We start from the raw sequence: 20,092 nt of genomic DNA on the forward strand, positions 1-20,092 counted from the left end.
GCCGACCTCGACGTGGCCGTCGAAGGCACCATGGTCGCCAAGATGCGCAACATGGGCGAGTCCTGCTGCGCCGCCAACCGCATCTACGTCCACACCTCCGTGGCCGACGAGTTCGCCCAGCGCCTCACCGCCCGCATGGCCGCCCTCACGGTCGGCGACGGCACCCGACCGGGCACCGACGTCGGCCCCCTCATCGACCTGGCCGGCCGCAGCAAGGCCCACGACCTGGTGCGCGACGCCGTCAAACGCGGCGCCACCGTCCTGACCGGCGGCGAACTGCCCGACGGGCCCGGCTGCTTCTACCCGCCCACCCTCCTCACCCACATCGCCCCCGACTCCGCGATCACCGACACCGAGATCTTCGGCCCCGTCGCCGCGATCCGCACCTTCGACAACGAGGACGAGGCCATCACCGCCGCCAACGACACCGAATTCGGCCTGGCCGCCTACCTGTTCACCCAGAACCTGGACCGCGCCCTGCGTGTCGCCGAGCGCCTGGAAAGCGGCATGATCGGCCTCAACACCGGACTCGTCTCCAACCCCGCCGCCCCCTTCGGCGGCGTCAAGCAGTCCGGCCTGGGCCGCGAAGGCGGCCGCGTCGGCATCGACGAATTCCTCGAGTACAAGTACATCGCCGTCCCTGTGGCATAACGCGTGCCGATCACGGCCCCGAGACCCACGCCCGCCGAGATCAAGGTTGCACCTCCGCACGATTCAGGTCACGCGTATCGCCCTGCAAATCGGCAAAGACGGAACAGGATGATGCGCCGCTTTACAGAAATCTACAAAGACAAGGAATCCATTGATGCCGACCTTCGTCCATGTTCCCGCCGCCAAGATCACCGGAGATCTTGAGCCGATCGGCCAGCGCCCTGGTGCGGACTCCGGCGACCCGCAGCTTGGTCGTCTCCGCTTCGACACCGACGAGACGGTCCGGGCAGGTGTCTGGGAGTCCCAGCCCGGCGGATGGCCCGTTGAGGAGCGTGAGGACACCGAGACCTGCTACATCCTGAGCGGTCGCGCGATCATCACCGACGCCGTCACAGGCGAGTCCTTCGAGATCTCCGCCGGCGACGTCATCGTCCAGCCCAAGGGATGGTCCGGCCGCTGGGACGTCAAGGAGACGATCCGCAAGGTGTACAGCATCGGCATGTGACAGCCCCCAGATCTCGCTCAGCCGCTCTCGCTCAACCGATACCGACCGGCGGGTGCAGATATACGCCTTGTGTACTCCCGGGTCGGCACCCGGAATGACGCTCTGGTCGGCGCGGTGGCGGAGGACGGGCGCTGCCGCGACGGCGGTGACGTCCGGGACGGCTTGCGAAAGTCGACTCAACGCCACCAGGACTGGCGGTGCAGCGCCGGTGCTCCGGCCCGGGACGACGCCCTGAACCGCGCCGACCACCGACGCCTGTCGAGGAACCGGTGACGGGGGGGGAGCCGTACGGTCACGGCTACCGAACAGGGACCGCCGAGGTGGTGGCGTTGCCCCGGGCGAGCATCCGACGCTCGTGGGTGTCGTAGTGACGGCCGCTGAGGGGAGGGGGAAGCGGACGCACCTGCGAGCAAAGGACCCAACCTTTGCTGACCGAAACCGGCGGAGACATCGACCTCCCCACCTCGGCACAGACCGCCGCCACGTCCGCGAGGCCGCAGCCGACCGCCCCCGCCCACCCGATGTCCCGACCCGACGAGGCCCGTATGAGACTTCAGAACGTCAACGCCGTGATCACCGGAGCGACGAGCGGGATCGGTCAGGCAGTCGCCTCCCGTTTCCGCCGCGAGGGCGCCAACCTCCTGCTCACCGGACGGCGACTCCATCTGCCCGACAAGGATCCCGAGGACGTCTACCTCCCCGGAGATCTCAACGACGAGACCTTCGTCTCCGAGCTCGCCGCCCGCGCGGCGGACCACCTGGGAGAGGTCGAAGTCGTTGTCCTTTGCCACGGACACCAGGCATCCAGCCCCCTGCAGGACACCAGCTACGACGACGCACGCGACGTTCTGCACAGCAATCTGCTGAGCGCGTTCCTGGTCATGAAGCACCTGATGCCGCTGGCAGCGGCTTCGGGCACGTCGATGGTGTGCGTCAGCTCGCGCCTCGCCATGGTCGGCATGCCGAACCAGACCCTGTACTCCGCCGCCAAGGGCGGCCTCATCGCGCTGGCGCGCGGCGCCGCCATCGAATGGGCGCCCCATGACATCCGCGTCAATGTGGTGGCGCCCGGGCTGACCGCGACGCCGGTCATCGAGGCTTCGTTCCAGCGACGTCCCGATCCCGCCGCCTACCGCCGCACCCGCGAGGACTCCATTCCGATCGGCCGGCTCGCCACACCCGAGGAGATCGCCGACGCGGTCCTCTTCCTCGCCGGCCCGGAGTCGTCGTACATCACCGGCGCAGTCCTTCCGGTGGACGGCGGCTACACGGCTTTCTGAGCCCGACTCGGGTTGCCCGAGGCCACCTTGTCGGTCTCGCCGGTTCCTCACGGGCAGGGCGAGTTGCCCAGGCTTCCTCCCGGTCACGCAGGCGGCAGTCGCCCGTTCAGATCCTCCAGGAGCGGATCCGGTCGGCGGCCTCGGGGACCCGCAGGCGCGTGTCCCGGATCTTCTGGACGAGGTCCGACAGGGCGCCGTAGGGCGGGTCGATCCCCTCGCCGGACTGGTCCATGTACTGGGCCGCGACGAACGCGGCGAACAGGCTGTTGCGGAACGGCAGCGGCTCCAGACGCACGATGGTGTGCATGAGCGCGGCCGCGCGCCAGGCCGCGTCCGGGTCGGCTGCCTGCAGGGTGGGCAGTTTGGTCTTGTGCCGGGCTACGGCGGCGACGAGGGCGGAGTAGTCCTCGACGGACATGTCCTCGGAGCCGAGGGCGGCCTCCTGGACGTCCAGGAGCCAGGAGACGTCGACGTGCAGGTGCATCAGGCGGCGGCAGTCCCGCCCTGACGTTCGGCTGGGGGGACCTCGTCGGGGAAGGCGTCGTCGAACTCGTCGCGCAGCCGGTCGGCCCAGGCGCTCGCGCCCGTGATGAACTGCTTGCGCTGCATCTCGCGGACGCCGAGGTCGTGCAGGTACTGCTTGAGGCTCTTGCCCTCGGCGGCCGCGGCCGCGCGGACGCCTTCGAGTTCTTCCTCGGTGAACGGCACGTTCAGAGATGGCATACACCGGATGGTACCTAGTAGGTACCGGGCGTGGGAACCGTCAGCAGTACCGCTGGATGGGCCGTGTCCGTCCGGCGTGACACGACGCAGGAACCCTGGAGGCGCAGCACCTCGGATGCGCACAGGAAGGTAGTCCTTCACCGGTCGCCCGCGCCCCACCCACAGGGCTGCCGCGCGCCCCGCGGGGGCCTCCTCCCGGCCCACCGGCGACCTGATCACCAGCGTGCACGGACTCATCGTTCCAGACACCCCGAACCTCAACCCCATCAGCTTGATCCGAGTACACATGGGCACTCTTGCTTCACCTCGCCCGGCAACGCCAGGGCGCGTGACGGCCCGGCCGCTGGACGCCCTGCGTCTTTATTCCAGGTTTATCTTTCCCGTTCGGGCGCATTCGGGTGAGGAAGGTTTTTCTGAACGAGGAGGAGACGTGGGCATCATCGCCTGGATTCTGATCGGCCTGCTGGCCGGCGCCATCGCCAAGCTTCTGCTGCCCGGCAAGGACCCGGGCGGCATCATCATCACCATGCTGATCGGCATCGTCGGCGGTCTTCTCGGAGGCTGGCTCGGCAAGGTGATCTTCGGTGTCGACTCGATCGACGGTTTCTTCGACCTGTCGACCTGGATAGCCGCCATCGTCGGCTCTCTCATCCTGCTCGCGCTGTACCGACTGGTCACCGGCAACCGGCGGACCCACCGCCACGCCTGACGTGTCGACCTCGGCCGACCTCGCCGTTAAACGCCAGGTCGGCTGAGGCGAGCACCCCGTGGGACGCGGCCGAACACCGTGCACCACGGGTTGCGGTCCCCCAGATGCGGGCCGCGGACATCGCGTCCGCGGCCCGCATCTGTTGTGACCACTCCCTGTGCACTCTCTCGAAGCCCCCGCACCACCCCGCAGTTCGACGACGACTCCCGCAGCGTCGGGCGGTGCCGCGCGGCCCCGGGGCTCGATGCGCCCCAGCGAGGCGTCCAAGGACGTGTTCCGCAGTTGCGGATGATGTTGGTCGAGGCCCGTGTCACATGTACCCCTCCCCGAGCACACCCGTGAAGCACGGTGTAATTCTGGCTTCCCTCGTTGCCCCTTGAGCCTGCCGAGGCTGACGTACCTCCCTTCGTGGAACATTCGCCGGCACTCGCTTCCCTACCTTCACCGGCGCGTCGGTCAGCCGCACCCGCAGGTCCGGGCCGTTGCTGGTGTCGACGTGCTCCAGCCGGGCGACATAGCCAGGTCAGTGAGCGGGCGAGGGGCGGGGCAGGTCGGAAGGCGTGCACCAGGGCGTCACGGCCGTCCGGCCGGTGCACAGCTCAGCTTGACGTGGCGGGTGGTGCGGTCGGCAGGTGTGCCGATGGTCGGGCAACGCCCCTTCCCGACGATGAGGTCGCCTTCCCCATGTCCGGCGACCTGGCGGTCAGTCGCCTTCGCCGGAAGCCGACTGATCAGGGTGCTCGGGTCATTGAAGCGCATGGCAGGTTCATCGGCGCGGCGATGACGGCGCCGGGCACAGCGGCCGGTGCGCAGCACGCCGTGCTGGCGTTCCAGGCCGGCCCGCCTCGGTGCGACAGGTAGGCGGTCTCGTGGGCCAGGGGGCGAGCCCGCTCGCCCGGGAAGGCATCGTGCAGCCCCCGGCTGGTCTGCTCCGGAGCCCAGCGTCGGTCCAGGTCCTGCTGGATGAGCTGCTTGAGACCCAGGTCGCGCCGGATCTGCCATTTGTCACCCAGGCCACCATGCGGGCGCCAAGGGACGAGGTCACAGCCAGTCCGGTATCACGGCTCCTCCCGGACACATGGCGCCGGGCTGGTCGTGGAAATGGACGCAGTACCGCCCAAGCATGTGCCAAGACGGCGCGTGCTACCGAGAGTTGGGCTGTTCCTCGTTCTTGCGTGACAAGGCGAGAGCGTTCGGCTCGCGCCGGAGTTAGCCTGACGGCGCCTGCTCGTTCAGCCTGCCGAGGAGAGTAAGTGCCCAGTCTGATCAACTCGGTTGATGTGCGTCCACGTGTGTTCTACCGGACCATCCAGGTCGGCCCCATCTTCTTCGAAGAAGCACCGGCGGAAGACGAGATTGTCCGGATTCCTGGAGACGGCTGGAGCCTCACGTCCAGCGACAACGACTTCTACCCATTGGTGCGTTTGGAAGTCTGGGACGGACCCGCGCCTGAGCCGGCAGGTCCCTGGGATTACGTCCGAGTCTTCCGTGCCCCACTGGGAGAGCACCTGTACGTCGTCGACTTGGGCGGTGTCGACTATGGCGAGATCGCGCTCCGGCCGGGGCGTTATCAGTTGCGGTTGCTCTGTGGGGGCCGCGATCACGTGGAGGCCACTGTCGCACTCGATCCCTTCCCACCGGAGGAGCCTCACGAGGACCCCCTCGAGGTGTGGGTCGCTCAGATGTGGCCTGACGACTGATACCCGCGTGCAGTTGGAAAGGGCTCACCAGCAGCTTCTCTGTCACAGAAACGAAGAGCGGGGGCGCCGAGCTCTCAACGTTCCGGCTGCGGCGGTGAGGAGGGCAGCGAAGAGTGCGACGAGCGCACCGGGTTCCCCTCGGGACCGTCGGTGAGCCATGAACCGTCGCCCAGGGGCACCAGTTCGTACGGGTTGGTCACCTCGACAGCGATCTCGCCGCTGACCGTGCCTGTGCGCACGTCGAGCAGGTAGTAGCGAAACCACTCCTCCTCGTCCTGGCCCTCACCGCCGAGTGTGACCACGGCGAGGTCGGGGGTCAGGTAGCCGCCGCTCCACTCCACGAAGGTCTCCTCCGGGTCGAACCCGAAGGCCTCGACGGGCAGAGCGAAGAGCACGTCCCCGCTGGGGTGGCGGTGGAAGGCGACGTCCGCCTGCCCGTGGTCGACGGTCATGAACTGCTGCCCGTCCGGCGCCAAATCGATCAGGCAGCGATCCCACCACGGGTACTTCACGAACTCCACCTCGCCGTCGGCCCCGGCCGCACCCCTGAGGATGACGGAGCCGTCCTGGCCCTCACCGATGTCGAGGTAGATGCTGCCGTCCTCAGGGTGCACGTGATGGCCGGCGCCGTGCCCGACGGTCTCCACCTCCCGGCGTGCGAGGACCGCCCCGCTGAAGGCGTCGTGCACGACCCACTGGTCTGCGCTCCCGCGGCCCGCCATCGCGTCCGGCCGGTAGACCCACACGGTCCGGCCGTCCAAGGACAGCGCACAGCCGGGCCGGTGGCCATGGCTCTGCTCCGAGTGCGGCTCGAAGTCCGATGTCCACAGCAGGTCTCCGCTGCGTGTGAGGCACACGACGCCGTTCAACGTCGTATACACGACTCGCTCCAGATCGGACGAGACCGCCGACTCCACGACCGTGTCGCCGGGCCGCGGCTGGAACACCGCGACGGGCTCCAGCGCCCCGAGAGCACCGGATTCCAGCGCATAGGCATGGATCCACCCGTCGCGATGACGTGTGATCACCTTCGGAGCACGTACAGGAGTCATCCGCCGAGGCTAGCGCCCAGCTCGCGCTCACCGACAGCCAGGATCGGTGAGCGCGAGACCTCGAGGCGACGACCTCCGACGGCAGCGGCCAACGGCCCTCTCATCAGCCGCCGTCGGCAATGCCCTACGCTTGCTGCTCCGTGTGGCCAGGGGAGCCACCGAATCATGGGGGGATGCGCCATGCGCGCCTACGTACGCCGTGCCTGTGCGCCGGCAGTTCTGATATCCGCCGTGCTTCTGGCGGGGTGTACCGCGGGGGGATCTGACGACAAAGCCACCCCGAAGGCGTCCGCTTCAACGGGGCCGGCAGTTGAGGAGCAGCCATCAGCGACGGCGTCCTCATCCGCGGTCCCGGTCCTGAAGGTGGGTCAGTCGGGCACCTGGGCGTACGGCGAGACGGACGATCTGGGCGAGAACTTCAAGGTGACGACGCACATGAGGACCACGGTCGTCAGTGCGGAGTACGTGACGCCGGCCGAGGTCGACACGGGAAACCAGCCGGAGAACGGGCAGTTCGTCAAGCTGACGCTCACGCTGAAGAACGTCGGCGACGCTCCCGCGGAGATCATGACGTACGGCGTCATGGAGTGGGAAGACGACAAAACAGCCGCTCAGGACGCCTCAACTCTGGAGGGCGTCGGCGACGGGCGGAGTCTCGACACCTCGTACAAGCCGGGCCAGTCCGTCACGGGATATCTCATCCTCGACGTCGGCCGACGTGGCGGAGTCGTGAGTTACGCCGGTACGGAGGACCCCGACGCCGACGCTGCCTTCAAGGTGGAGCTTCCCGCCTGAACGCCATCAGCCCTGCTCGCGGGGACTTTCTGCGTCGCGGCGGGGCCGTACCTGTGGAGACGACAGGAGCCGACCGCGCGATAGGAGTCACCAGGCGACACCCGGCACGCCCAGAGTTGTGCGTATTCCAGCAGAAGTGCGAGGGGATCAGCCGCACTCCGCGTCCGCCGAGATGCCGGTCGCGGTCCTCCGGCTGGCGCACGTGCGTACCGTCCTCATCACAGCGATCAACGGGTGGCTGTGACCAGCACCTTCGCGATCGGCCTGTGGCCCTTCACTGATCCTCCGCCTCGAACGCCTGGGCGACGGCGAGGCTGTCCTCGTAGACATGGTGCCGGGTGACAAGGCCGTCTTCGACGGTGAGGTGCAGAGCGAACCGCGCGCGATACGCACGTCCGGTGGGCCGGGCGGTCTGGCGGATCTCGCCGAGCACGACCGCGTCGTTACCGTCGATGAGGATGCGCTCGACCTCGGTCGCCGCATGCTCCGGCATGTGGTGCTCGGCAAGCTCGCGATAGTGAGCGACCGCGTCCGCCCGGGTGAAGCGGTGACGGATCCACGGCGTGGCGGCACGACCATGCTCGGCCTCCGGCCAGTCCAGCTTCCAATCGCCCTGCTCGGCATACAGCTCGGCAATGCGCTCGGGGTCGCCCTCACCGATCCTGCGCAGCAGCTCTTCAACCACGGTGCGCGTGTTCGCAGGTGCGGCTATGGACATGGCTGACCCTTCCGTCCTGGCCCGCGTCCCGTCGACGCGGAGAGATCGCCAATCTTGCCGACGCAGGGAGGCTGAAACCATTACCTGTGAAGTAAGACAGGTACATCACCAAGATCCACTTTCGATACAGGCCCTAGGTGCACGAGTGCCAAGTCCGCTGCCGTGAAATGAACGCGCAGCGGTGCTTCTCCCCCGGTCGCGTTGCCACCGTCGACCGTGCCGGTGGTCGTTCCGGACGGCGCAGCGGTGCTCCAGGGTGGCATCAACAAGATCCGCCCAACTGGGCGCAGGCGATGAGAGTATGAGCTTGATCGTGCGGAGGCCGGCAGGGCCGCCGCGCGGTTGCACATGGCCCAGCCCCACATCGAGCACCGCGACCACCCGGCCGTGCGGGCCGTACGCGAGGCCGCGACCGCCGCGATGTCGATGGCCCGCTGAGAGCCCCGGTCCCAGGCACACACAGGCGGTTCACGATCGCGCCGACCAGAACGTGAGCGTCGATGAAGCCCGCGCAACAGAGTGCCCGCCCGGGCTGTTCATCACGGCGCGCGGCCTGGCGGGACGTCGAACCCCGCCGACCGACCCCGACAATCCGTCCCCCCCTCCACAGAGGAGACACCCGTCCCCCGCACAACGCCGGAGCCGTCACATACGTGTCCACCGCGAAGAGCCGGCAGCGGTGATCCTCCCTCGCTCTCCGCCGTCCATCAACACACGACACTGCGAGGGCACTTCAGCCGCACGGCCGGTGTCCTCCGGACACCTACCGCCGTACCTGCCAGCGCAGCCCCGCGCCGCTCCCATCGGACAGGAGAGAAACAGCGCTCCGGCCATCGCGCCGTCGCAGCCAGGCCCCGCCTGCCGGTCAGGCCACGCGCGCTCGCTGGGGCACGCTGCGTACCGGACGTACGGGAGGTACGCGAGCGGCCGGCGTACGGACGGGGCGTACGCGGTAGGTCGTCCTGGCCGGATCGACCACGGGTTCGCCGAGGCTGATCCTCGCCGCAAAGTGCAGCGCGTCGCAGTCGGCGGTGGGCAGGGCCACGTAGCAGCTCCCCCTACCGGTGGCCGGGTCGAACGGCTGCCAGTAGCTGTACCTGCGGCGGCCGTCGGCGTGCACCGTCAGGAAGACGGGGGTGCGGGGGTCGGACATGATGCGCAGCACGTCGACGGCCGTGGCACCGACCGGTGTGGAGGATCGGCTGCGATAAGGCAGGAGCGTCGTCAGACCTACCTGGGTGCCGGACGTGGACTGCATCAACGGTGGCCTTTCTGCCGCGGGGACGCAAGATCGCCTACCCGGTGCGGGCGATCTTGATCTCGCTTTCTGCGCATTGTTCAGTACGGCACTGACATCGACCTCGTGAGGCAGGTGTTGCGGGGTTCGGAGAACCGGCTCGGGCAGCAGAGCTGAGTACGGACGGTGCCGTTGAGACCCATGCCGTACGGGAGAAGAGCGGCCTGGCGCCCACGGGGACGCGGTAACACCTGTCCCCCGCAACCTGTACCGGTCGGGGGCGCGACACCCCTGTGACGTCGTGTCTTGATGGCCAGTCGCCCGACCAGGAGCAGTCGCTGACCCGTTCGGAACGCGCGGAACCTAAGTGGTCTGCGGCGGAAGTCCTTCGGGGGTTGATCAGGCTGCCAGGTCGAGCCGGGCCAGTAGATCGTCCAGGTCGGAGGTGGTAAACCTCCACTGGAACGGCTGTGCCGTGGCGTTGTAGCGGTCTTCGAATGCTCGGAGCCGGTCCCGGACCTGAGCGAGGTCTGTGAAGTCGTTCGGTCGGACGACCTTGCGCTGGACGATGGAGAAGAAGATTTCTATCCGGTTCGTCCAGGAGGCGTGGACTGGGGTGTGGACCATGACGGCGTTCGAAAACCTGCCGTTCAGGCGGTCGATTGCCCGCCGGCCGCGATGGGAGGAGCCGTTGTCGACGACCCAGAAGACGCGTTTCGCGCTGGCGTAGGGCTCCGTGGTCATGACCTGCTCGACCAGATTCATGAAGGGAACGATGCCGGTCTTGGGTTCGCACCGGCCGAAGACCTTCGCGCGGTGGACGTCGTAGCGGCGAGGTAGGCCAGTGCGCCGCCGCGGTCGTACTCGTGGTTGACGCGCATCGCCCGGGCCTTGCCCGGGTCCAGGGTCGGATGGCAACGGCAGCGGGCTTGGACGGAGGTCTTCTCGTCGCTGGAGAGCACGTATTCGTCCTCGCCCAGCGGTGTGCCCTCGAACGTCCGGTCGTAGAGGTCCAGAACACGCTGGGCCTTCGTGCGGAAGCCGGGGTCGCGGATGAAGATCCATGACCGGTATTGCCAAGGCTTGAGCGCGTCCTCGTGCAGCCAGCGGCGCACCGTTGAGGCGGGGACGCTGTCGGTGATCCCGCGTGCGCTCAGCTCGGCGGCCAGGCTCTGGGCAGGACCAGCGTGCCAGCGGCACGCTGGTCTCGGCGGGCAACTGGCAGGCCAGCGCCTTGGCCTCGGTGACCTGCACGGGTGTGAAGCGGGCGGGACGTCCGGAGCGCGTGCGGTCGGCCAGGACCGGCGGACCGCCGTCGACGAACCGGCCACGCCAGGCGCGAACTGTGTCCAGGTGCAGGCCCGTCTCGTGTGCGATCCGCGTGTTGGAGTGCCCCCGCGTCGCGTGCAGGACGACCTGCGCGCGTACCCGCAGCCTGTGCTCGGTCTTGTGGCCGTAGGCCATCTTCTTCAACCGCTCACGCCCGGAGGCAGTGAGGAAGATCGGGCGTGCGGAAGCGAGAGGCAACGCGGGAGAACCGTTCACGAGAAGCGGACCGTCCTCCCCCGACCGGCAGAAGGCACCGCGCCGTGGACGCACCGGAAGTGCATTTCGGCGTCGCCGTTCTCGGAGGCGGGCCCGGTGCTACGCCGCCCGCACCGCCGGCCGGGCGGCGGGCAGCCGTCGTCCAGGAGGACTTCTGGTGCGGCACCTGCCCGGCCATGGGCGGCATCCTGCAAGGCGCTGCTGCTGGGCCGTCCCGAGCACGCGCATCTGCTCACCGGGAAGGTGAGACCTGTGGGCAGAACACGTCAGATGTCCCAGACTCCTGCTTCAGCGGCGGTACGGGCGTAGTCGGCGAAGGCCCGGGGCCGGCGGCCGAGCACCTTCTCCACGTCATCGGTGACCGAGGCCAGAGCGCCGACGTGGATCTGGGCATACAGGTCCACGGTCAGCTGCACCCATTCTTCGGGCACACCGTGCGCACGCTGCTCGGCGGCGTACTCCTCGGGCGACAGCGGGGTGTAGCGGATGTCGCGGCCGGTTGCGTCGGCGATCTGCGCAACGGCGTCGGCGAACGACATCGCCTGCGGGCCGCTCAGCTCGTACGTCGCTCCGGCGTGCCCGGTCTCGGTCAAGGCGGCGACCGCGACGGCGGCGATGTCCTCGGCATCGACGAACGCCTCCGTGCCGTCTCCGGCCGGCAGCCGCACGTCACCGGACAGAACGGCGCCGTGCAGGAAGTCCTCGCTGAAGTTCTGGAAGAACCACCGCAGCCGGAGCACCGTGGCCTCCAGACCCGCCTGGCCCAGCGACTGCTCGGCCGTCACCGCGTGCTCCAGGCCCGGGGCGCCGGTGTCGGGAAAGGAGACCAGCACCGCCCGACGCACCCCGGCCTCGAAAGCCTGGCGGGCGAAGGCGGCGATGTCGTCGGCAGCCTGCGCGCTCCCGAGATCAGGAGCGACCAGATACACCCCGCCCACCCCGCTCAGTGCCGGCTCCCAGGTGGTGCGATCGCTCCAGTCGAAGCGCACCTCCGCGGAGCGGGAGGCGGCCCGCGCCGGAACTCCACGGTCCTTCAGTTGCCGCAGCACGCGGCGGCCGGTCTTGCCGGTGGCGCCGGTCACCAGAATCGTCTCGTTGCTCATGCCCTCCAGCGAACCAGCCGCCACCGGCGGCGGACATGGCGAGCGCGCTCGCGTCCATACGCATTCGTCTACGCTGACCTGCATGGATCCCCAGACTCCGACCGGCGCGGACCCGCTGACCGAGCTGCTGAACGGCGTACGCACCGTCGGGGCGGTCTTCAACCGGTCGACGCTCTGCGGCACCTGGGCAGTGCGCTTCGAGGATGGCTCGCCGCTCGCCCTGGCCGTGTCGCTGCAAGGCCCCGTCTGGGTGCTTCCCCAGGAGGGTGAGCCGGTGCTTCTAGGCCCTGGGGACGTGGCGGTACTCAGCGGCGGCACTCCGTACGTGATCGCGGACGATCCGGCCACCGAGCCGGGCGTGATGATCGGTCCCGGTGGCCGCTGCACGACCGTGGACGGACAGGACACACGCACCACCCAGGGCGGCGGCACGGTACTGCTGAACGGCCTGTACACGGTGGACCGAGGTGTGCCCGGACAGCTGCTGGCCGCCTTGCCCGCACTCGCCGTCGTCCGGGCGGGGCAGGGGCCCTGCCCGGTCAGCGCGGCAGCGTTCGAGGACGTCACCCGCCCCGAGCCGGGCAGACAGGCCATGCTCGACCGGATGTTGGACCTGATGCTCATCACCGCCCTGCGCTCCTGGTTCACCCGCCCCGGCGCCCAGATCCCCGCCTGGTACCGCGCACATGGCGACCCTGTCGTCGGACCGGCGCTACGGCTGCTGACTGCCGACCCCGCCCACCCCTGGACCGTCGAGACCCTGGCGGCGAAAACAGGCGTCTCACGCGCGGCGCTGGCCCGGCGCTTCACCACCCTGGTCGGCCAGCCGCCGATGACCTATCTGCGCGAGCACCGGCTCGCCCTCGCCGCCGACCTGCTGCGCGAGCCCGGCGCGACAGTCGGCGCCGTGGCCGGCAAGGTCGGCTTCTCTAGCGCCTTCGCCCTCAGCACCACATTCAAAAGGGTGCGCGGCATCAGCCCGAGCGAACACCGAACCAGCGAGACACGAGCCAAGGACTGACAGCGGGCACGCCGACGCCCGGCCTCAAGGTCAACCCCCGAAGGACTTACGGCGCCAACCACTAAGCCTGGATCGGTGCGGCCGCCCTGGCGGCCTGCTCGACCTTCGCGCAGTAGGCTGCACGGGCTGCCTCGTCGATCTGCTGCTCGTTTTCGGCACGTACCCCGGTCCGGCCGTCGAGGCTCTCGCGCAGGATGTCTGCGTGCCCGGCATGCCGGATGGTCTCGCCGAGAACATGGACCATGACGGCGAACAGGTTCGTGTTGGGATACGGCTCCGGCCACCACGGCACACGGCCGGGGGCGTCGAGGGGAAGCTCGCTTATCGTCGCGTCCGAGTGTTCCCACGTGCGCCGGTAGAACCCGATGATCTGATCGCGGGTCTCGTCCTCGGTCGCCCACAGATCGCTGCCGTTGTAGTCCTGCCACCGGGGCAGCGGTTCCGGAGAAGGGCGGTCGAAGACCTCGCCGAAGTACCTGGCCTCGACCGTGGCCACGTGTTTGACCAGGCCCAGGAGGTTGGTCCCGGACGCTGTCAAAGGTCGGCGGGCGTCGTATTAGGACAAGCCGTCTAGTTTCCAGAGCAGCGCGTCGCGGTCCCGCCGCAATCTCCCGTGCAGGTTGTCTTTCGCGAACTCATCGATCATGCGGCGTGAGCCTGCCATGGGCTGCCCGCTGTCTCAAGATCTCGTAGGTGGTCCGCAACGACATGCCAGGCCGGACCGCCTCCACCGGCTGCTGAACCGGATCGAGTGAGATGCCTCGCCGAGGTCTGGCACGCGGAGGACCGGCTCGACGACGCCGAGGCGGTCGGCACGAATGTCAAGCAGTTACGGGGGCCCGTGAACCGCAGACTTCCGCAGCGCGGGCCGGCTCGGTTCAGCTCACGCCCTCCGCCGAAGTCGAGTCAGCCCACCGCGTGCCAGCCCTCGGCCCTTCGGGGCGATCTGCCCCGGTTCAGGCGTTCGATGACAGGCCGAGATAGGCGCCGTTGAGCGATCCGAACGAATTCACCTGGCTGCTCTCCGCGAGGGTTGTTCCGAAGCAGACCGACCAGGAGTTCGCCCCGACCCCCGAGGACGGGCACTTCCAATCGCCCAAGTGCGTGCCCGAGGCGGTATACAGATCCATACGCGCTTGCGCACCATAAAGGCTGGATTGGTTGTTGCGCACGATCACCGCTGCCTGGACCCCGCTTCCGTTGGCCGACCTGATCGCACAGGCCTGCGCGATCACGCCGGTGGCGATCGTCTTACTGCCGGCGCAACGCCATGTGCTGGAGCTGGAAGTGATCGGGTTCGTGTTGCCGTAAGCACGCCAGGTACCGGCCGCAGCCGCAGCGGGAACGGCGACAGTGGAGCCGACCCAGGAGCGCAGGTCGTCCACACGGGTGCTGACCGCGCCGGTCCGGGTCACGGCCGGATCGGTGCCGAAGCAGCCTCCCTGCCAGGATCTGCTGCTGACCGCGACCAGCTCGGCCTTGCCGTCGGCCAGGCGCACGGCCGGGCCGCCGGTGTCGCCCATGCAGACGCTCGCGCCGTTCTCGCCGGTGGTGGCGACCGTCTCCGCGGCGACCGATTCGACGGCGAAGGTGCCGCTGTGCAGGCGCAGCGGGGCCCATTCGGTGGCGGTGCGGCCGTAGCCGGCCACCGTCAGCTTTTCGCCGGGCGTGGCCGCGGCGGCGGCCAAACTCACGGGCGTGATGGTGGTGACGGGGCGGCTGAGCCGCGCCAGGACGGCGTCCCGTGACGGGTGTGCGACGAGTTCCACGACGGTGCGGGTCTCGCCGCCGGAGGTCGCGAGGTCGGTGCGGCCGATGGTCGCGGTGGTCTTGAGCTTGGGCGCGCCGGTGGGTATGGCGAGGCTCGCGTCCGGGTTGTCGGCGAAACAGCTGGTGGCGGTGAGCAGCCAGTACGGGTCTACCAGCGCGGCGGAGCAGGCCTTCTGGCCGTCGCCGATCTCAAGGCGGGTGGTGAACGCGAGCGCGCCGTCGACCGCGGCGGGGCCGATGACGGCGTTCGCGGGGGTGGCGCTCAGCGCCAGCAGCGCGGCGCCGAGTGCTGCGGCGAGGCGCGTGGTGAATGCTCTGGTGAAGGGGGCGAGGCGACGGTCTCTGAGGTGTGGCATGACCTTGGTTCCTTGGTGGGAGACGTGTGGCTCACGCGTTCGACGAGCCCCCGCAGGGAGGGAGCAGAGGCGCCGGTGAGGTTGCTGCTTGGCGGAACTGAGCTCGGCGAGCCTGTGCTCGCGTCGCTCCGGGTCCCGCGCTCACGCCCACCGCTGTCCACTCCAACACGTGGTGGTCATGAGATGCCCTCTGTGTGTCCGGCGGGGGTTCGGTGTCGTACCGCGAAACCTGGCAGCCTGACGTACGGCGTACGGCCGCGAGGAGCGGCCGCACACCCGGCGGCGCTGGCTTCCAGGTCTCCGGTGTCTTCGGTGGTGATGAGTTCAGTGGACGTGTGGTCCTGGGCACCCGGTGTGGCGTCCCGTGAGGACTCGCAGTCCGCGCGGGACCACCTCTTCACGATGCCGGTGCGACATACGCGTGGTCAGGCGACCTTGGTCCGGTCCCAGGTCCAGGATCCCGTGCCGGAGTCCCAGGCCTTGACGGGTGCGTTGATGCCGGTACCGGTGGAGGTGAAGGTCCACAAGGCCGAGTGACCGCGTCCGTCGGAGGTGTTGGCGTACTTGTAGAGGGCGCCAACGTCGGACTTCCCGTCACCATTGAAGTCACCCGCCACCAGCGCGGAATTGTCCCACGTCCACGAACCCTCGCCGGAATCCCACTTCCTCACCGGTGCGTTCATACCGGCACCGGTCGAGGTGAAGGTCCACAGCGCCGTGTGACCACGCCCGTCCGAGGTGTTCGCGTACTTGTAGAGGACGCCAACGTCAGCAAGACCGTCACCGTTGAAGTCCCCTGCCACCGGGGCGGAATTGTCCCACGTCCACGAACCCTCGCCGGAATCCCACTTCCTCACCGGTGCGCTGATACCGGCACCCGTCGAGGTGAAGGTCCACAGCGCCGTGTGACCACGCCCATCCGAGGTGTTCGCGTACTTGTAGAGGACGCCAACGTCAGCAAGACCGTCACCGTTGAAGTCCCCTGCCACCGGGGCGGAATTGTCCCACGTCCACGAACCCTCGCCGGAATCCCACTTCCTCACCGGTGCGCTCATGCCGGCACCCGTCGAGGTGAAGGTCCACAGCGCCGTGTGACCACGCCCATCCGAGGTGTTCGCGTACTTGTAGAGGACGCCAACGTCAGCAAGACCGTCACCGTTGAAGTCCCCTGCCACCGGGGCGGAATTGTCCCACGTCCACGAACCCTCGCCGGAGTCCCACACTTTGACCGGCGCTTTGAATCCGCTACCGGTCGAGGTGAAGGTCCACAGCGCGGTGTGACCGCGTCCGTCGGAGGTGTTGGCGTACTTGTAGAGGACTCCTACGTCAGCAAGGCCGTCACCGTTGAAGTCGCCGGACACCGTCTTGCTGCGGTTCCAGTCCCAGGAGTCAGTGCCGGAGTCCCACGACTTCGCCGGCCCGTTGAAGCCGGTGCCGGTGGAGGTCTGCAGCCACAGGGCCGTGTGGTTGGTGCCGTCGGCGTTGGTCCCGTAGTTGTACAGGTACGCGACGTCGGACTTGCCGTCCCCGGTGTGGTCGGTGACGCGGGGGACGGCGACGGTGGAGGCCACCCAGTTGCTCAGGTCGTCGACGCGGGTGTCGACGGCGCCGGTACGGGTTTCGGCGGGGTCGATGCCGAGGCATCCGCCCTGCCAGGAGCGGGAGTTGACGGCGACGAGTTCGGTCGTACCGTCGACGGTGCGCAGCGCGGGGCCGCCGGCGTCACCCTTGCACACGGTCGCACCGTCGGAGCCCTCCAGGTCCACACTCGTGCTCGTGGTGGAGGCGACGGTGAACGTACCGGCGTGCAGCTTGTCGGGCACCCACTCGGTCTTGGTGCGACCGAATCCCGCCTTCGTCAGCTTCTCCCCCGCCACGGCGGGCGTCGTCGCCAACCGCACAGGCTTGACGGCGGGATCGGTGATCCGGGCGGCGAGCCTGACCAGGACCAGGTCCCGGTCGGCGTGCGGAACGAGCCACAGAGCCTGCTGGACACTCCCGCCGGCCTGGGTCAGGTCGGTGCGGCCGACCGTGACGGTGGTGGTCACGGCAGGCTTCCCGGCGGAGAGCTTGCCGTCCGCGGCGAAACAGGTGGCCGCGGTCAGGACCCACTGAGGATCCACGAGCGTGCCGGTGCAGGCAGACTGTTCACCGACGTTGACCTTCGCGACAGAGTTCAGCTGCGCCGGGGCATCGACTCCGCCCAACGCGGAAGCCGTGGTGGTGGTCGCCAAGGTGGCGAGGACGACTGCCGTGCTGGTCGCCCACATCAATCGGGAACGTCTTACGGTCATGGGAGTCCCTGGGGTTGGAGTGTCGTTTGCCAGCGGCCGGTCGCCACCGTGATGAGCGAGACCGCCCGCCGAACCGGAACGCCGATGTGGGGCAGACCGGCGTCGAGGCTCGGTTCCGGTGCGGAGGGCGGTGGGGCGGAGCAGTGTCAGCTGTGGCCGTGGCCGGTTTCTCCAGCGTGGCGCCAGAGGGATCGCTCTCGTCAGAGGGTGAGCATCACGGTGCCGCCGTCGAAGTAGGTGCCCATGTTCTTGCGAACGGCGACTTTGCCGTCCGCGATCGTGTGGACGAACAAGTCGGCCTTGCCGTCACCGGTGGCATCGCCGAAGCGGAGGCGGCCCATGTCGGTACCGGTGACGAAACGGCCCCAACCAGCGCTCCAGTGAGTCCCGCCGTCGAAATAGGTGCCCATGTTCTTACGAACAGCGACATTGCCGTCCGTACCGTGAACGATGAGATCGGCCTTGCCGTCACCCGTGATGTCAGCAAAGTACAGACGACCCATGTCAGTGCCGGTGACGAAACGGCCCCAACCAGCACTCCAGTGAGTCCCGCCGTCAAAATAGGTGCCCATGTTCTTACGAACAGCGACATTGCCGTCCGTGCCGTGAACGATGAGATCGGCCTTGCCGTCACCCGTGATGTCAGCGAAGTACAGACGACCCATGTCGGTACCGGTGACGAAACGGCCCCAACCAGCACTCCAGTGAGTCCCGCCGTCAAAATAGGTGCCCATGTTCTTACGAACAGCGACATTGCCGTCCGTGCCGTGAACGATGAGATCGCCCTTGCCGTCACCCGTGATGTCAGCGAAGTACAGACGACCCATGTCAGTGCCGGTGAGGAAACGGCTCCATCCGGCGGACATGACGGTGCCGGCACCGAAGCTGTTTCCGAGGTTGCGATGGACGACGACGGAACCGTCGATGCGCTGCAGGACCAGGTCGTCCTTGCCGTCACCGTCGATGTCCGCCGGGGTGATCTTCTCCCGGCTGAAGACTTCCTTGACCCAGCTGCTCAGGTCGTCGACGCGGGTGTCGACGGCGCCGGTACGGGTCTCGGTGGGGTCGATGCCGAGGCATCCGCCCTGCCAGGAGCGGGAGTTGACGGCGACGAGTTCGGTCGTGCCGTCGACGGTGCGCAGCGCGGGACCGCCCGCGTCCCCCTTGCACACGGTCGCACCGTCGGAGCCGTCCAGGTCCACACTCGTGCTCGTGGTGGAGGCGACGGTGAACGTACCGGCGTGCAGCTTGTCGGGCACCCATTCGGTCTTGGTACGTCCGAACCCGGCCTTCGTCAGCTTCTCCCCCGCCACCGCGGGCGTCGTCGCCAACCGCACCGGCTTGACGGCGGGATCGGTGACCCGCGCGGCGAGCCTGACCAGGACCAGGTCCCGGTCGGCGTGCGGAACGAGCCAGAGAGCCTGCTGAACACTCCCGCCGGACTGGGTCAGGTCGGTACGGCCGACCGTGACAGTGGTGGTCACGGCAGGCTTCCCGGCGGAGACCTTGCCGTCCGCGGCGAAACAAGTGGCCGCGGTCAGTACCCACTGCGGGTCCACGAGGGTGCCGGTGCAGGCAGCCTGCTCACCGACATTGACCTTCGCGACGAAGTTCAGCTGCGCCGGGGCGTCGACTCCGCTCAACGCGGCAGCCGTGGTGGTCGCGGCCGGAACGGCACCCAGTACGACGGGACCTGCGAGCAGGGCAGCGGCCAGCGCGGCGAGACGATGACGTCTGGAGAGGTGCATGAGTGTGGATTCCTAGACACGAGGGCTGCGAGTCCGGTGGGCATCGGACCGTGCTGCGGTGGGCATGACAATGTTGACTGCGGTTACTTGGAGGACCTGATCTCGACGAGCATGTGATCGCGGCCCTCGGTGTCCGCGGCCTCACCCACCGGCGTCCAGGAGTTCTTGAGGATGTCGAACGACTTCTCCTCGCTACCCACGGTCATGTCGACCGCGGTCGTGTAGTCGTTGCCCTTGATCGCGTAGACCGCGGGGATCTCCAGGGTCAGCCAGCCGGAGCTGCCCACCACCTTGAAGCAGATCTTGTCCGCCTTGTCGCGGGCCATGATCTCCAGGAGACCGGTCCCGCTCGCACAGTCGGCCAGGGTGATGTGCCCGTCGCCGCGCTTGAGGAGGATCTTCTTCTCGGCCAGGATCTTGTCCGCCAGCGGGTAGTCGAAGTTCTCCACCGCGAAACCGGGGGATTCCCCCGCGACCAGGGCGGTGGGGTTCGCCTCCTGCGAGGCCCCGCCGGGGATGCCCGTGGTCGCCGTGATCCAGGCCAGAGCGCCGACCGTCGCCGCGCCCAGTGCGCGCAGCGCAATCCGCTTGCGCTGCGGCTTAACGGACATTCTGCTGTATTGCTTCATTGCATCCCCAAGTTCGTCGCTGCAGGCCGGATATCCGTCACCGGTCTCGCTTTTCGGGTGCACAGGAACGCCTTATCGGCATCGCTTCGCCAAGTGCGTTCCAACTCCCCCGGGAGGAGGCTCCCTTACGCCCCAAAGCGAGAAGCCCTCGCCCCGGCGATCACCATCCTCTTCATCATGCAAACACGAAGCCACCCCGAGGTCGAGCGCTTAAAACCACGCATACCGTGGCATTCACCACGCTCCACTCATGACC

The 20,092-nt window shown here is 68.2% G+C and carries 19 protein-coding genes and 3 pseudogenes; 7 read left to right on the plus strand and 15 right to left on the minus strand.

The window, feature by feature from the left end:
• From ABZ098_RS39205 to ABZ098_RS39215, 3 genes are all read left to right on the plus strand, one after another.
• On the plus strand, positions 1 to 651 hold a 651-nt coding region (locus ABZ098_RS39205; protein WP_356598777.1), incomplete at its 5' end, for an aldehyde dehydrogenase family protein.
• Positions 652 to 805: 154 nt separating this feature from the next.
• Positions 806 to 1,156 carry a cupin domain-containing protein gene (locus ABZ098_RS39210; RefSeq protein WP_356598779.1) on the plus strand — a complete coding sequence of 117 codons (351 nt, stop codon included), beginning with the start codon at positions 806 to 808 and terminating at the stop codon, positions 1,154 to 1,156.
• A gap of 545 nt (positions 1,157 to 1,701) precedes the next feature.
• A complete protein-coding gene (locus tag ABZ098_RS39215) occupies positions 1,702 to 2,436 on the plus strand; it encodes an SDR family NAD(P)-dependent oxidoreductase (RefSeq protein ID WP_356598781.1) in 735 nt (244 codons plus the stop codon).
• Between the two features lie 106 nt (positions 2,437 to 2,542).
• Here ABZ098_RS39215 and ABZ098_RS39220 read toward each other — a convergent pair whose 3' ends face one another.
• Positions 2,543 to 2,920, minus strand: coding sequence for a toxin Doc (locus ABZ098_RS39220; RefSeq protein WP_356598783.1), 378 nt, complete (start codon positions 2,918 to 2,920; stop codon positions 2,543 to 2,545).
• Positions 2,920 to 3,159, minus strand: coding sequence for a hypothetical protein (locus ABZ098_RS39225; RefSeq protein ID WP_356598785.1), 240 nt, complete (start codon positions 3,157 to 3,159; stop codon positions 2,920 to 2,922). The genes ABZ098_RS39220 and ABZ098_RS39225 overlap by 1 nt, the downstream gene beginning before the upstream one ends.
• A gap of 430 nt (positions 3,160 to 3,589) precedes the next feature.
• Between ABZ098_RS39225 and ABZ098_RS39230 the strand changes: the two genes are divergently transcribed.
• Entirely contained in the window at positions 3,590 to 3,868 is a 279-nt protein-coding gene (locus tag ABZ098_RS39230; protein ID WP_356598787.1) for a GlsB/YeaQ/YmgE family stress response membrane protein, read from the plus strand.
• Between the two features lie 606 nt (positions 3,869 to 4,474).
• On the opposite strand, the pseudogene ABZ098_RS39235 reads toward ABZ098_RS39230, so the two are convergent.
• Positions 4,475 to 4,573: pseudogene (locus ABZ098_RS39235) on the minus strand (IS30 family transposase); the annotation flags it as partial.
• A gap of 548 nt (positions 4,574 to 5,121) precedes the next feature.
• Between ABZ098_RS39235 and ABZ098_RS39240 the strand changes: the two are divergent.
• A complete protein-coding gene (locus tag ABZ098_RS39240; protein ID WP_356598789.1) occupies positions 5,122 to 5,568 on the plus strand; it encodes a hypothetical protein in 447 nt (148 codons plus the stop codon).
• Positions 5,569 to 5,642: 74 nt separating this feature from the next.
• Here the strand turns inward: ABZ098_RS39240 and ABZ098_RS39245 are convergent, their stop codons facing one another.
• Positions 5,643 to 6,620 (minus strand): hypothetical protein, encoded by a 978-nt coding sequence (locus tag ABZ098_RS39245; RefSeq protein WP_356598791.1) that lies wholly within the window; start codon positions 6,618 to 6,620, stop codon positions 5,643 to 5,645.
• Between the two features lie 180 nt (positions 6,621 to 6,800).
• On the opposite strand from ABZ098_RS39245, the gene ABZ098_RS39250 reads away from it, so the two are divergent.
• Entirely contained in the window at positions 6,801 to 7,415 is a 615-nt protein-coding gene (locus tag ABZ098_RS39250) for a DUF4352 domain-containing protein (protein ID WP_356598793.1), read from the plus strand.
• A 274-nt stretch (positions 7,416 to 7,689) separates the two neighbouring features.
• Here the strand turns inward: ABZ098_RS39250 and ABZ098_RS39255 are convergent, their stop codons facing one another.
• The 6 genes and pseudogenes from ABZ098_RS39255 to ABZ098_RS39280 form a co-directional block, all read right to left on the minus strand.
• Positions 7,690 to 8,133 (minus strand): nuclear transport factor 2 family protein, encoded by a 444-nt coding sequence (locus ABZ098_RS39255; protein ID WP_356598795.1) that lies wholly within the window; start codon positions 8,131 to 8,133, stop codon positions 7,690 to 7,692.
• Positions 8,134 to 8,998: 865 nt separating this feature from the next.
• Positions 8,999 to 9,391: a hypothetical protein gene (locus ABZ098_RS39260; RefSeq protein WP_356598797.1), complete on the minus strand. Its 393-nt coding sequence runs from the start codon at positions 9,389 to 9,391 to the stop codon at positions 8,999 to 9,001.
• 378 nt (positions 9,392 to 9,769) lie between these two features.
• On the minus strand, positions 9,770 to 10,135 hold the full coding sequence (locus ABZ098_RS39265) for a transposase (RefSeq protein ID WP_356599001.1): 366 nt from the start codon (positions 10,133 to 10,135) through the stop codon (positions 9,770 to 9,772).
• Entirely contained in the window at positions 10,132 to 10,485 is a 354-nt protein-coding gene (locus ABZ098_RS39270) for a hypothetical protein (protein ID WP_356599015.1), read from the minus strand. Before ABZ098_RS39270 ends, ABZ098_RS39265 begins: the two co-directional genes overlap by 4 nt.
• Positions 10,486 to 10,552: 67 nt before the next feature.
• Positions 10,553 to 10,834: pseudogene (locus tag ABZ098_RS39275) on the minus strand (helix-turn-helix domain-containing protein); the annotation flags it as partial.
• Between the two features lie 347 nt (positions 10,835 to 11,181).
• Positions 11,182 to 12,018, minus strand: a complete 837-nt coding sequence (locus ABZ098_RS39280) for an NAD(P)H-binding protein (RefSeq protein WP_356598799.1) — start codon at positions 12,016 to 12,018, stop codon at positions 11,182 to 11,184.
• An 82-nt stretch (positions 12,019 to 12,100) separates the two neighbouring features.
• Here ABZ098_RS39280 and ABZ098_RS39285 point away from each other — a divergent pair, with 82 nt between their 5' ends.
• Positions 12,101 to 13,039 carry an AraC family transcriptional regulator gene (locus ABZ098_RS39285; protein WP_356598801.1) on the plus strand — a complete coding sequence of 313 codons (939 nt, stop codon included), beginning with the start codon at positions 12,101 to 12,103 and terminating at the stop codon, positions 13,037 to 13,039.
• 61 nt (positions 13,040 to 13,100) lie between these two features.
• On the opposite strand, the pseudogene ABZ098_RS39290 reads toward ABZ098_RS39285, so the two are convergent.
• The 5 genes and pseudogenes from ABZ098_RS39290 to ABZ098_RS39310 form a co-directional block, all read right to left on the minus strand.
• Positions 13,101 to 13,685: pseudogene (locus tag ABZ098_RS39290) on the minus strand (DinB family protein).
• Positions 13,686 to 13,995: 310 nt separating this feature from the next.
• Entirely contained in the window at positions 13,996 to 15,165 is a 1,170-nt protein-coding gene (locus ABZ098_RS39295) for a trypsin-like serine protease (RefSeq protein ID WP_356598803.1), read from the minus strand.
• 425 nt (positions 15,166 to 15,590) lie between these two features.
• A complete protein-coding gene (locus ABZ098_RS39300; protein WP_356598805.1) occupies positions 15,591 to 17,459 on the minus strand; it encodes a trypsin-like serine protease in 1,869 nt (622 codons plus the stop codon).
• A 200-nt stretch (positions 17,460 to 17,659) separates the two neighbouring features.
• Positions 17,660 to 19,207: an FG-GAP-like repeat-containing protein gene (locus ABZ098_RS39305; protein WP_356598807.1), complete on the minus strand. Its 1,548-nt coding sequence runs from the start codon at positions 19,205 to 19,207 to the stop codon at positions 17,660 to 17,662.
• A gap of 83 nt (positions 19,208 to 19,290) precedes the next feature.
• The gene (locus ABZ098_RS39310) at positions 19,291 to 19,818 is read right to left on the minus strand and encodes a hypothetical protein (RefSeq protein ID WP_356598809.1); all 528 of its coding nucleotides are present in this window, start codon (positions 19,816 to 19,818) and stop codon (positions 19,291 to 19,293) included.
• Positions 19,819 to 20,092: the final 274 nt, after the last annotated feature.

Source organism: Streptomyces sp. NPDC006335 (genome assembly GCF_040612795.1).
Lineage (GTDB): Bacteria > Actinomycetota > Actinomycetes > Streptomycetales > Streptomycetaceae > Streptomyces.